We start from the raw sequence: 12,101 nt of genomic DNA on the forward strand, positions 1-12,101 counted from the left end.
TACGGTAACGCGGGAGGCAGATAATACGCTTTCCCGCTGAAGAGTCAAGAGTTTATTTGGTTTCTTTCGAAGTCAAACTCAATCATTTCTTTTCCTGACCCGGCGAAGTGTGTTTCGTTGTTCCCGGTCAGTGGAGGCGCATTATAGGGAGTTCCTGACAGCCTGCAACCCCTAATTTCAAAAAACTTTTCAACCGTGTTTTATTTCAACGATTTGCTGTGATAATCAGCATTAATGCTACTTTTCGTACTGTAATGCAGAGAAATCCTGAGCAAAACCGCTTACCTGCTGCCAATCCGTATATTCAACTTCTTTACTGGTATCTGTTTCTCCGTCGGTCATGCGCATAATAAGCTGAATCATGACTCTATCTATCCAACGATAGCGAGGATAACGCAGAGCTCCCGCAAATACCGTACATAACGTGGGTTGCCACGGCGTGCTGAGTAAGAACTTGCGAACATAGGCATTCGTTTGTGGGGAACGTTTTTCTGGCTTACGCGCGGTCAGATTCACTGCAAAGAATGCACTCGGCATCTGATTTAGCTGTTCAACGTGTTTATTGACGAATTTACTCAATACCGAATTGAAGTGGCCATAACGCACAGAGGCACCAATCATGACCTGTTGGTATTGGCTTAAATCGATTTGCCCCACCTGCGATAGATCCTGTATTTCGCAGGTGGCCACCGCCGATAATTGTTTAGCTATATAAGAAGCAATGGCTTGCGTTTGGCCATCTCGGCTGGAGTAAAGAATAAGGGCTTTCATTGCAATGTTCCTTATGCAGAGTTATTCACGCCAGAATGTTGGGGTGAAAAGAACCAGCAAGGTGAAAACTTCTAACCGGCCAAATAGCATTGTTATCACCAATATCCACTTGGCGGCCGGGTTCATTGAGGTGAAGTTGTCCGCGACGACACCCAAACCTGGGCCAAGGTTGTTCAGTGTCGCGGTCACCGCCGCAAAAGCAGAAAACTCATCAACACCAGTCGCGACAATCGCCAACATGCTGATAATGAATACCAGAGCGTACGCGGAGAAGAACCCCCACACGGCTTCCAGTATCCGCTCCGGCAATGCTCGCCGCCCTAGTTTGATGGTATAGACCGCGTTCGGGTGTACCAATCGTTTTAACTCGCGCGAACCTTGCAGGTAGAGCAACAGAATACGAATGACTTTCAGGCCGCCACCGGTAGAACCCGCACAGCCGCCTATAAAAGCAGAGCATAATAAGAGTATCGGCAGGAACAACGGCCATTTGGAAATACTGTCAGTAGTGAAGCCCGCCGTCGTCGCCATTGATACTACTTGGAAAAACGCCTGATTCACCGTTTCTAAACCGGATTTATAGACATTATGGTACCAAAGCACCAAGGTACAAACGATAACCAGCGTCAATTGCACAACAATGAACATGCGGAATTCGGGGTCACGCCAATAGACTTTTAAACTGCGCCCACTCAATACCGCAAAGTGCAAACCAAAGTTACAACCAGAAATCAGTAAGAAAACAGCAATAATGGTGTTGATGGTCGGGCTGTTAAAGTAGCCGATACTGGCATCATGGGTAGAAAAACCGCCAATCGCGATTGTTGAGAAACTGTGAGAAATAGCATCAAATACTGACATCCCAGCGCCCCACAAAGAAAGCGCACAGGCAATGGTCAGCAAGACATAGATGAGCCACAGCGTTTTAGCGGTTTCAGCAATGCGAGGCCGCATTTTATTGTCTTTCAGCGGGCCGGGCATTTCCGCCCGATAGAGCTGCATTCCCCCAACGCCCAAAATAGGCAGGATTGCCACCGCCAGCACAATGATCCCCATGCCACCGAGCCATTGCAGCATTTGTCGATAGAATAGTATTGCTTTAGGCAGTGAATCCAGCCCCACCAACGTGGTCGCTCCGGTAGTGGTCAGCCCGGAGAATGATTCAAAGAAGGCATCAGTTAATGAAAGATTCGGGCGCTCTGAGAATAAAAAAGGTAATGCTCCCACGCTGCCCAGCACCGTCCAGAAGAGCACGACAATTAAAAAGCCCTCACGGGGTTTTAGCTCATGCTTCTGCTTTCGATTCGGTAGCCAAAGAAAGAGGCCAATCGCCAGAGCAACAAAAAAGGTTTCGCTGAAGGCACGTCCAGCGCCATCACGATAGATCAATGCCACCAGTCCGGGAATAAACATTGTTCCGGAGAATAGGATGACCAGCAGACCAACAATACGGGTTATGGCACGAAAATGCATTCCGGCACGTTCCTTAGCAATTCACTTGGATGGGGATTATTGCGAAATGGGCGCCAATTGCAACGTGCCACGGCTGAGATCACGCAATTTATCACCGACCTGACTGGCCTGCCTTGCTGGTAAAGAGAGATGAAGCGTCACGAATTCCGCATATTCACTCTGTAAAACCTGGCCGTCAACCTGCTGTAATAACATCTCTACCATCGCAAGCTGCGCATAGTCACACTGCAAAGTATATTCTAACTGTGGGACTTTATATTTTACTTCAATCTGCGTTAACGCCTGCTGTACACCGCTACCGTATGCCCTAACCAACCCACCGGTACCCAGCTTGATACCCCCATAGTAACGCACCACAACAGCGGTAACTTCACCGATATGACTGCCCATTAATTGGGCCAGAATGGGTTTGCCCGCCGTCCCGGATGGCTCACCATCATCGGAAAAACCGAGCTGTTGTGAATCTGTCGGTGCTCCGGCAACAAAAGCCCAACAATGATGCCGGGCTGTGGGATGCTGCTGCTTTACCTGCTGAATAAAACTTTTCGCATCATTCACCCCACAGGTATGAGCCAGTAAGGTGATGAAACGACTTTTTTTAATCTCTTCGCTGCTCGTCACCGGTATCGCAGGTATCAAATAAGGCTGCATCAGGCCAGTTTCAGATCACGCGTCATATTCTCAACCCGATGATCATGGATAACGATATTGTCCTCTATACGAATACCACCATAAGGCTTCAGCGCGTCAATACGATCCCAATTGAAATGCTTACTGAACTCGCCACTACGCCACGGCGCAAGTAGAGATTCGATGAAGTACAGACCCGGTTCAATGGTCAGCACCATACGCGGTTGCAGAATGCGGGTACAACGTAGATAAGGATATTTGGCTGGTGCAGCTAAATGGGTTCCTCTGTCGTCTTGCATAAAACCAGCACTGTCATGCACTTGCAACCCAAGCGGATGACCCAAGCCGTGTGGCAGGAACGGACAGGTGATGCCTTGTTCAACCATCGCCTCTTCGCTGATACCGGTGACCAGATTATGAGTGCGCAGTAACTTCGCAATACGTTGATGCATCTGAACATGATAATCGGTGTAGCGCTCACCACTTTTAATGGTTTTGATCAGCTCAAGCTGCTCAGTATTCAGGTCTTTGATCAATGCAGCAAAGTCGTTTTCACTATCTGCGGCATAGGTACGGGTCAAGTCAGCAGCATAGCCGTTGTATTCAGTACCCGCATCAATCAGGAAGCTGCGTAGTTCGGCTGGAGGCTGATGCTGCAAGGTGGTGTAGTGGAGTACGGCCGAGTGTTCATTCAGAGCAACAATATTATCGTAAGGGACATCAGTATCTCTATGACCGGTAGCCATCAAATAGGCCAAATTGATATCGAACTCACTCATCCCAGATTGGAATGCTTCATGCGCAGCACGATGGCCGACAACCGCAGTCTTTTGTGCTTCGCGCATACACGCCAGCTCATAATCAGTTTTATAGGAGCGGTAATAGTGAAGGTAATCCAACACAGGCTGCGGGTTAATGTTTTCAGCACTGAAACCTAGAGCCTGCGCACGATGCTGTGCATAGCCAATGTAGGCCACACGATCACGCTGTGTCGGTAACAGTTGTGCAATATCATTAGCGTTTGCCAATGGTTGAATATCAATCGTTTGAGTCCAGAAACTGTCTGGTAGCGGCTCAACACAGTGCCAATAATCAGCGGGAGAGTAGAACCATAACTTTGGTGTATTTACACCATCTACCCATAACCAGCAGTTTGGTACTTGGGTTACCGGGACCCAAGCTTTAAATTGGGCATTCACTTTAAAGGGATAATCACGGTCATCAAGGAAAATTCGTTGTAATTCACCAGAGTGAATCAGCATCGCATCCAACTGATGACGTTCCAGCACATCACGGGTGCGCTGTTGTAGGGTGGATAAATGTTCGTTATATAAAGAAGCCAGCGTTTCCATCACAGTACCCTTTGCTATTAGAACTTAGTTTTTTTCATCTTATCATAGTCGCTGAAAGCATGTTTCGACGACCATATATCGATCAATCAAATACGTTGCGGCCGGTGGTGAACCTCATATTCATCTACTCAAATTGCCACGAATAAATATGATAATAATCAATTAGTACTCGCTATTGACTGTGATCTTCTCCGCAAAAAAACAATCTCTTATTTGCAATTCATTAACAAAATAATCACACTTCCTGAATATCTGGTCATACCAGATCACATGCGCTTATTCAGGAGATAGATATGCTCTACCAAAGCGAAACACTACAGCTTCACTGGTTGGAAGATGGTATTGCCGAGTTGGTGTTTGATGCGCCGGGTTCAGTTAATAAGCTGGATACCAAAACCGTAGCCAACTTGGGTGAAGCCCTTTCTGTATTAGAAAAACAAAGTGAACTCAAAGGGTTGTTACTGCGCTCCGCCAAAGCAGCCTTTATTGTCGGTGCCGATATTACCGAGTTTCTGTCCCTGTTTAATGCCCCGCCAGAAAAACTGCATCAGTGGCTGGTTTTCGCCAATGATATTTTCAATCGACTGGAAGACCTGCCGGTTCCAACTATTGCCGCAATCAATGGTTACGCGCTAGGTGGCGGATGTGAATGTATTTTAGCAACAGATTTTCGCGTGGCCTCACCAGAGGCACGTATTGGCCTACCGGAAACCAAACTCGGTATTATGCCGGGCTTTGGCGGTTCAGTTCGCTTACCGCGATTGTTAGGCGCTGACAGTGCGTTGGAAATTATCGCTGCGGGCAAAGATATTATTGCCAAAGAGGCGTTAAAAGTTGGGCTGGTTGATGCCGTTGTGGCACCAGAGAAGCTGGCCGATGCCGCACTCATCATGTTGAAACAGGCCATTGACGGTAAACTTGACTGGCAGGCAGCCCGTCAACCGAAACTTGACCCACTGAAACTCAACTCAACAGAAGCCGCGATGTGCTTTACCATTGCCAAAGGCATGGTCATGCAAGTGGCAGGAAAACACTATCCTGCACCGATGACGGCGGTTAAAACCATTGAAGCCGCTGCGAAACTTGGCCGCACTGAGGCATTGAAGCTGGAGACTAACAGTTTTGTGCCATTGGCAGGTTCAAATGAAGCTCGCGCATTGGTGGGCATTTTTCTCAACGACCAGTTTGTTAAAGCGCAGGCTAAAAAACTGTCCAAAGGGGTCAGCGCACCTAAGCAGGCTGCGGTGCTGGGTGCCGGAATTATGGGCGGAGGGATTGCCTATCAATCGGCGCTGAAAGGTGTGCCGATCATTATGAAGGATATTAATGATAAATCCCTGACTCTGGGAATGAATGAAGCCGCCAAATTACTGAATAAGCAGTTAGAACGTGGCAAAGTGGATGGCATGAAGATGGCTAACATTCTGGCAACCATCCGACCAACGCTTGATTACACGGGTATTGAACGCGCTCAAATCATCGTGGAAGCAGTGGTAGAAAATCCAAAAGTGAAAGCGGCGGTCCTGGCTGAAGTTGAAGCACTAATCGGTGAAGATACCGTTTTAGCCTCCAACACCTCTACAATCCCGATCGACCAACTCGCAAAATCACTTAAACGGCCAGAAAACTTCTGCGGAATGCATTTCTTCAATCCGGTACACCGGATGCCGTTGGTTGAGATTATCCGGGGCGCAAAAACCTCAGATAAGACTATCGCTGCTGTAGTGGCATACGCTACACAAATGGGTAAAACGCCGATTGTAGTGAATGATTGCCCAGGCTTCTTTGTTAACCGCGTCTTATTCCCGTATCTGGCAGGGTTTGGCATGTTGGTCAGAGACGGTGCGGACTTCCGCCAAGTTGATAAAGTGATGGAAAAACAGTTTGGTTGGCCGATGGGCCCTGCTTATCTGCTGGATGTGGTGGGGATTGATACCGCACACCATGCACAAGCGGTCATGGCCATCGGTTTCCCTGAACGCATGAATAAAGATTATCGCGATGCGGTCGACGTGATGTTCGATAACCAACGATTTGGTCAGAAAAGCGGCCAGGGCTTCTATCGTTATACGCAGGATGCAAAAGGTAAACCGCGCAAAGAGAACGACGAGCAGGTTGATACCTTACTGGCAACCGTCAGCCAACCCACACAGAAATTTAGCGACGACGAGATCATTGCCCGCACCATGATCCCGATGATCAATGAAGTGGTGCGCTGCCTGGAAGAAGGCATTATTGCCAGCCCGGCTGAAGGCGATATGGCGCTGGTGTATGGCCTTGGTTTTCCGCCGTTCCACGGCGGTATCTTCCGTTATCTTGATACGATCGGTAGCACAAATTATGTCGAAATGGCCCAACGGTATGCCCACCTTGGCGCGTTGTACCACGTCCCCGCAGGGCTGAGAGCCAAAGCTGAACATAACGAAACCTATTATCCTGTGGCAGCAGCGCTGCTTGATGTTTCTACCCGTCAACCGGCATGAGGTCTGAAAATATGGAAAATGTAGTCATTATTGATGCCGTCCGTACACCGATGGGCCGCTCCAAAGGGGGCGCATTCCGTCAGGTTCGGGCTGAAGATCTCTCCGCTCACTTAATGCGTGAAGTCTTAAGCCGTAACCCTAAGCTGAATGCCGCCGAAATCGACGATATCTATTGGGGTTGTGTGCAGCAGACTCTGGAGCAGGGCTTTAACATCGCCCGCAATGCCTCTTTACTGGCAGAAATTCCCCATAACGTGCCCGCGGTTACGGTTAACCGCCTGTGCGGTTCCTCAATGCAGGCGTTGCATGATGGTGCCAGAGCTATCATGGTGGGTGATGCGCAAGTCAGTTTGATTGGTGGCGTGGAACATATGGGCCATGTGCCGATGAACCACGGCGTGGATTTCCATCCGGGCATGGGCCGAACGGTGGCTAAAGCTGCTGGAATGATGGGATTGACCGCTGAAATGTTGGCAAAAATCCACAATATCAGCCGCCAGTCGCAAGATGAATTTGCGGTGCGCTCCCATCAGCGCGCTTATGCTGCGACTCAGGCGGGCCATTTTTCCAAAGAGATTGTCGCCACCAATGGCCATGACGCTGATGGCATACTGAAACGTTTTGATTTTGATGAAGTTATTCGCCCTGAAACCAATATTGCTGGTTTGTCCGCTCTGCGCCCAGCCTTTGATCCAGTGAATGGTACTGTGACGGCAGGAACCTCATCAGCACTTTCCGATGGTGCCTCTGCGATGCTTATCATGAGCGAATCCCGCGCAAAATCATTGGGTTTAACCCCGCGTGCCCGAATTCGCTCAATGGCAGTCGTTGGTTGTGACCCATCGATTATGGGTTATGGCCCAGTACCGGCCAGCCAACTGGCATTAAAACGTGCCGGTCTTAAGCTCGAAGATATTGGTTTATTCGAATTAAACGAAGCGTTTGCCGCTCAATCACTGGCTTGCCTGAAAGGGTTGGGTTTGCTGGAGAGCATGGATGACAAAGTGAACCTGAACGGGGGAGCCATTGCACTCGGCCATCCCTTAGGCTGTTCAGGAGCGCGAATCTCAACCACATTGCTCAATCTGATGGAGCGCCGTGACGTGCAATTCGGCCTGGCAACCATGTGCATTGGTTTAGGTCAGGGCATCGCGACTGTTTTTGAACGTGTATAACGAATCTGCAAAATATTAAGGGCCTGAATACAGGCCCTGTTACCGGAGTTTAGTTGCCGTTTTCCCGCCTGTCAGGGGCGGGCTTTTTTATCTGCCGTTTTACTTAGATAAAAGCGAAAGCATCACCATAGATATGCGCTTCCAGCGCACCGCGCTCGGCACAAAAACGCTCTCGGGCAATCTTCGCCATTTCAAAACGACCGGCAATATAGATATCCTGCTCAGCAAGCGAGCCATAATCTTGTAACACCGCACTCAATACGGTGCCGATTCGGCCACGCCAACCGTCTTCCGGTTGCTCCACCACAGGAATGACTTTTAGCTGCGGATACTGAATCGACAGCGCTTCAAGCTCGCTTAAATCGTATAAGTGTACCGCTTCACGCCCCCCCCAATAGATGGAGACTTCGCGATCGGCTTGCTCTGCCAATGCAGCCAGCAAGATAGAGCGCGCATAGGAAAAACCCGTACCGCCTGCTATCAAAACCAATGGCCGGGTGCTGTTTTCACGGAACCACGCCTCACCATGAGGGATGTCCACATCCAGCGTTTTTTCTTTCAAAATCCTGTCCATCACCGCCATTGCGTAGAGATTTAGCTCTGAGGCTCCAATATGTAGCTCAATAAAATCTTGCTGCAACGGCGTGGATGCCATAGAGAATGGGCGCTTATCACGCTCATCCATAACTACCATCAAATACTGCCCGGCACGGAAAGAAAAAGCAGATGCAGGGACTAATTGCACCCGGTACACCGTATCGGTAATGGCCTCTACGGAGGTTACTTTACAGCTTAAAGTTGTCATGCCTTCCCTCTGTCGGGTCATCAAATGCAAAACTAAGGACAAAGCCGACGCCGGTTAGCGTTTCGTCTCTTTGTCACTGAAAATGGCGAGTTCATCCCAAATAGCATCAATGCGGGTGCGAACGGCTTCATCCATTTTAATGGGACGCCCCCACTCACGCTGAGTCTCAGCGGGCCATTTATTGGTGGCATCCAGCCCCATTTTCGATCCTAAACCGGAAACCGGTGAGGCGAAATCCAAATAATCTATCGGGGTATTCTCAATTAATACCGTATCGCGGGATGGGTCCATGCGGGTAGTAATCGCCCAAATAACGTCATTCCAATCACGAGCATTAATATCATCATCACAAACAATAACAAATTTGGTATACATAAACTGGCGTAAAAACGACCAAACGCCCATCATCACGCGTTTGGCATGGCCCGCATACTGCTTCTTGATGGTCACAACAGCCAGCCGATACGAACACCCTTCTGGCGGCAGGTAAAAATCAACAATTTCCGGAAATTGCTTTTGCAGGATGGGCACGAACACTTCATTAAGTGCAACCCCGAGCACAGCAGGCTCATCCGGCGGGCGACCAGTATAAGTAGAATGATAAATTGCGTCTTTACGCTGTGTAATATGTGTGACGGTAAACACGGGGAAACTATCAATCTCATTGTAATAGCCTGTATGGTCACCATAAGGGCCTTCCGGTGCCATATCACCCTGCTCAATATATCCTTCCAATACAATTTCTGCACTCGCGGGAACTTCAAGTGAGTTGGAAAGACACTTCACCACTTCAGTCTTATGCCCACGCAACAAACCAGCAAAGGCATATTCAGACAGTGTATCGGGTACCGGAGTGACCGCCGCTAAAATGGTGGCAGGATCAGCTCCCAGCGCTACCGCTACCGGGAAACGTTCACCGGGGTGAGTTTCACACCATTCCTGATAATCCAGGGCACCACCACGGTGGGATAACCAGCGCATAATGAGTTTGTTTTTGCCTAACACCTGTTGGCGATAAATACCCAGGTTCTGCCGCTCTTTGTGCGGGCCTCGGGTAATAGTCAACCCCCAGGATACCAATGGAGCAGCATCCTCAGGCCAGCAATGCATAACCGGAATGCGGCTTAGATCGACATCATCACCTTGCCAGACTTGCTCCTGGCAGGGGGCCGAGCTAACGCATTTGGTCGGCATATTCAATACTTGCTTAAATTTCGGTAAGTTATCGTATAAATCACGGAAACCTTTTGGAGGCTCAGGCTCTTTTAGGAAAGCCAACAATTTACCAACATCACGCAGTGCGCTGACATCTTCTTGCCCCATCCCCATAGCAACGCGTTTGGCAGTACCAAACAGATTGCACAGCACAGGCATACTGTAGCCCTTTGGATTCTCAAAAAGTAACGCAGGCCCACCGGCACGCAAGGTACGGTCGGCAATTTCTGTCATTTCCAGATAAGGATCAATGGGTTGGCTAATACGTTTAAGCTCGCCCCTCTGTTCCAGCAACGAGAGGAAGTCGCGTAAGTCACGGTATTTCATGCTGATCATTTCGTCGGCTAAGGGATGCGCCATTATAGGCTGTCTTTATAGCAGTTGCTGTCTTTTTGTTAAAATTGACGCAGGTTCACTCTAAAAAAATATCATGCGGCTATTTATCATCAGCTTAAATATGGTTTTTTTGCGAAAGCATGAACTAACCTTTTGTATAAAAAACTATATATACCAAATGATACATTTCGGCTCACTATATATATCCCCCTGCTTTTGATATGCTGCCGGGTAGCACTTAAAGGTATGTGAGATTATGAAACATTGGCATTTATTATATTGTAAACGCGGTCAGCTTCTGCGCGCTAAAGAGCACTTGGAACGACAAGCAGTGAACTGCTGGACACCAATTGCCACTATCGAAAAGATAGTGCGTGGAAAACGAATTAAGACGACTGAGGCTTTATTCCCAAATTATCTGTTTGTGGAATTTGATTCAGAACATATCCATACCACAACCATCAGTGCTACCCGTGGCGTAAGCCATTTCGTCCGTTTTGGTGCACAACCTGCCGTGATCCCAGCCATCGTCATTACAGATATGCAGTCTCATGCTGCGGATAAAATAATTGCCCCAGAAGTCCCTGTAACCGGCGATATCGTTACTATTACAGAGGGGGTTTTTGCCGGACTACAGGCAATATATACAGAACCCGACGGCGAAGCGCGCTCAATGCTGCTGCTAAATATGCTAAATAGCCAGATTATGCAAAGTCTGGATAATCGTCAGTTTGAAAAACACTAATATATTAGCTGCAAGAAACTGAAGAGCAATAAACAATTAAATAGCCCCGAGATACCTGTTGCACTGACCTCGGGGCTATTTACTTTGCTGACTTAACGCTGCATTTTATCGTCATGCAACCATTGCGCAACTTGTTTGGCGAAATAGGTTAACACCCCGTCCGCACCTGCCCGCTTAAAGCACAATAATGACTCCATCACCGTCGGTTTCTCTTGCAACCAACCATTCTGGAAAGCCGCCATGTGCATGGCATATTCCCCAGACACCTGATAGGCAAAAGTAGGCACACCAAAGGTATCTTTCACGCGGCGGATCACATCCAGATAAGGCATACCCGGCTTGACCATTACCATGTCTGCCCCTTCCTGCAAGTCCTGAGCGATTTCTTGCAACGCTTCATCACTATTGGCCGGGTCCATTTGATAGGTTTTTTTATTACCTCCTTTCAAATTGCTGCTGGAACCAATCGCATCGCGGAATGGACCGTAGTAGCAAGAGGCATATTTCGCTGAATACGCCATAATTTGCGTGTTAACCAGCCCTTGCAGTTCAAACTGATCGCGAATAGCCCCGATACGGCCATCCATCATGTCGCTAGGAGCAACAATCTCTGCCCCGGCCTCAGCATGAGATAACGCCTGGCGAACTAAAATCTCTTTAGTTATGTCATTAATGACATAACCGTCAGCATCAATGACGCCGTCTTGCCCATGTGTTGTATAAGGGTCGAGAGCAACATCGGTCAAAATACCTAGCTCCGGCACTGCATCTTTTAAGGCACGAACGGTTCGCTGCACCAGACCATTTGGGTTGTAAGCTTCTTCCGCATGTAATGACTTCAAGCCAGACTCAATAACCGGAAATAACGAGATAACCGGCACACCAAGTTTGGCAATGGCCTCTGCCTCTTTCACTAGCAGGTCAATTGTCATGCGTGAGACGCCCGGCATGGAAGAAACAGCTTGCTGCTGATTAACACCCTCCATGACAAAAACCGGATAAATCAGGTCGTTTACGGTCAGTTGATTTTCAGCAACCAGACGACGGCTGAAATCATGACGACGCACACGGCGCATACGGCGACCAGGAAAGGTGCCCGGAAATGCATAACTCATC

General features: G+C 48.5%; 10 protein-coding genes. 3 read left to right on the top strand and 7 right to left on the bottom strand.

The features are described from left to right. Positions 1-237: 237 nt before the first annotated feature. From hemG to pepQ, 4 genes are read right to left on the bottom strand one after another with little or no spacing between them, the layout of a single operon-like run. Positions 238-771, bottom strand: a complete 534-nt coding sequence (hemG, locus tag AT01_RS10815; RefSeq protein ID WP_042547153.1) for a menaquinone-dependent protoporphyrinogen IX dehydrogenase — start codon at positions 769-771, stop codon at positions 238-240. Between the two features lie 21 nt (positions 772-792). Then, the gene (gene trkH, locus AT01_RS10820; RefSeq protein ID WP_004703908.1) at positions 793-2,244 is read right to left on the bottom strand and encodes a Trk system potassium transporter TrkH; all 1,452 of its coding nucleotides are present in this window, start codon (positions 2,242-2,244) and stop codon (positions 793-795) included. A gap of 36 nt (positions 2,245-2,280) precedes the next feature. Beyond that, a complete protein-coding gene (locus tag AT01_RS10825) occupies positions 2,281-2,895 on the bottom strand; it encodes an IMPACT family protein (protein ID WP_042547154.1) in 615 nt (204 codons plus the stop codon). Beyond that, a complete protein-coding gene (gene pepQ, locus AT01_RS10830; protein WP_042547155.1) occupies positions 2,895-4,226 on the bottom strand; it encodes a Xaa-Pro dipeptidase in 1,332 nt (443 codons plus the stop codon). The genes AT01_RS10825 and pepQ overlap by 1 nt, the downstream gene beginning before the upstream one ends. A 293-nt stretch (positions 4,227-4,519) precedes the next feature. On the opposite strand from pepQ, the gene fadB reads away from it, so the two are divergent. After that, positions 4,520-6,709 carry a fatty acid oxidation complex subunit alpha FadB gene (fadB, locus tag AT01_RS10835; RefSeq protein ID WP_042547156.1) on the top strand — a complete coding sequence of 730 codons (2,190 nt, stop codon included), beginning with the start codon at positions 4,520-4,522 and terminating at the stop codon, positions 6,707-6,709. A gap of 11 nt (positions 6,710-6,720) precedes the next feature. Continuing rightward, entirely contained in the window at positions 6,721-7,884 is a 1,164-nt protein-coding gene (gene fadA / locus AT01_RS10840) for an acetyl-CoA C-acyltransferase FadA (RefSeq protein ID WP_042547157.1), read from the top strand. 103 nt (positions 7,885-7,987) lie between these two features. On the opposite strand, the gene fre is transcribed toward fadA, so the two are convergent. Both fre and ubiD read right to left on the bottom strand, forming a co-directional pair. Beyond that, positions 7,988-8,689 (bottom strand): NAD(P)H-flavin reductase, encoded by a 702-nt coding sequence (fre, locus tag AT01_RS10845; protein ID WP_004703912.1) that lies wholly within the window; start codon positions 8,687-8,689, stop codon positions 7,988-7,990. A gap of 54 nt (positions 8,690-8,743) precedes the next feature. After that, positions 8,744-10,240: a 4-hydroxy-3-polyprenylbenzoate decarboxylase gene (gene ubiD / locus AT01_RS10850; protein WP_042548593.1), complete on the bottom strand. Its 1,497-nt coding sequence runs from the start codon at positions 10,238-10,240 to the stop codon at positions 8,744-8,746. A gap of 256 nt (positions 10,241-10,496) precedes the next feature. Between ubiD and rfaH the strand changes: the two genes are divergently transcribed. Next, positions 10,497-10,985 (top strand): transcription/translation regulatory transformer protein RfaH, encoded by a 489-nt coding sequence (gene rfaH, locus AT01_RS10855; RefSeq protein WP_042547158.1) that lies wholly within the window; start codon positions 10,497-10,499, stop codon positions 10,983-10,985. Between the two features lie 92 nt (positions 10,986-11,077). On the opposite strand, the gene hemB is transcribed toward rfaH, so the two are convergent. Next, positions 11,078-12,100: a porphobilinogen synthase gene (hemB, locus tag AT01_RS10860; RefSeq protein ID WP_004703915.1), complete on the bottom strand. Its 1,023-nt coding sequence runs from the start codon at positions 12,098-12,100 to the stop codon at positions 11,078-11,080. Between the last annotated feature and the right edge of the window lies 1 nt (position 12,101).

Origin of the sequence: Yersinia aldovae 670-83 (assembly GCF_000834395.1) — a bacterium.
In the GTDB taxonomy this organism is placed as follows: domain Bacteria; phylum Pseudomonadota; class Gammaproteobacteria; order Enterobacterales; family Enterobacteriaceae; genus Yersinia; species Yersinia aldovae.

What these genes read in the sequence shown, in the direction of transcription:
- hemG (WP_042547153.1), bottom strand. Translation starts at nt 771, where the DNA reads ATGAAAGCCCTTATTCTTTACTCCAGCCGAGATGGCCAAACGCAAGCC.
- trkH (WP_004703908.1), bottom strand. Translation starts at nt 2,244, where the DNA reads ATGCATTTTCGTGCCATAACCCGTATTGTTGGTCTGCTGGTCATCCTA.
- AT01_RS10825 (WP_042547154.1), bottom strand. Translation starts at nt 2,895, where the DNA reads ATGCAGCCTTATTTGATACCTGCGATACCGGTGACGAGCAGCGAAGAG.
- pepQ (WP_042547155.1), bottom strand. Translation starts at nt 4,226, where the DNA reads ATGGAAACGCTGGCTTCTTTATATAACGAACATTTATCCACCCTACAA.
- fadB (WP_042547156.1), top strand. Translation starts at nt 4,520, where the DNA reads ATGCTCTACCAAAGCGAAACACTACAGCTTCACTGGTTGGAAGATGGT.
- fadA (WP_042547157.1), top strand. Translation starts at nt 6,721, where the DNA reads ATGGAAAATGTAGTCATTATTGATGCCGTCCGTACACCGATGGGCCGC.
- fre (WP_004703912.1), bottom strand. Translation starts at nt 8,689, where the DNA reads ATGACAACTTTAAGCTGTAAAGTAACCTCCGTAGAGGCCATTACCGAT.
- ubiD (WP_042548593.1), bottom strand. Translation starts at nt 10,240, where the DNA reads ATGATCAGCATGAAATACCGTGACTTACGCGACTTCCTCTCGTTGCTG.
- rfaH (WP_042547158.1), top strand. Translation starts at nt 10,497, where the DNA reads ATGAAACATTGGCATTTATTATATTGTAAACGCGGTCAGCTTCTGCGC.
- hemB (WP_004703915.1), bottom strand. Translation starts at nt 12,100, where the DNA reads ATGAGTTATGCATTTCCGGGCACCTTTCCTGGTCGCCGTATGCGCCGT.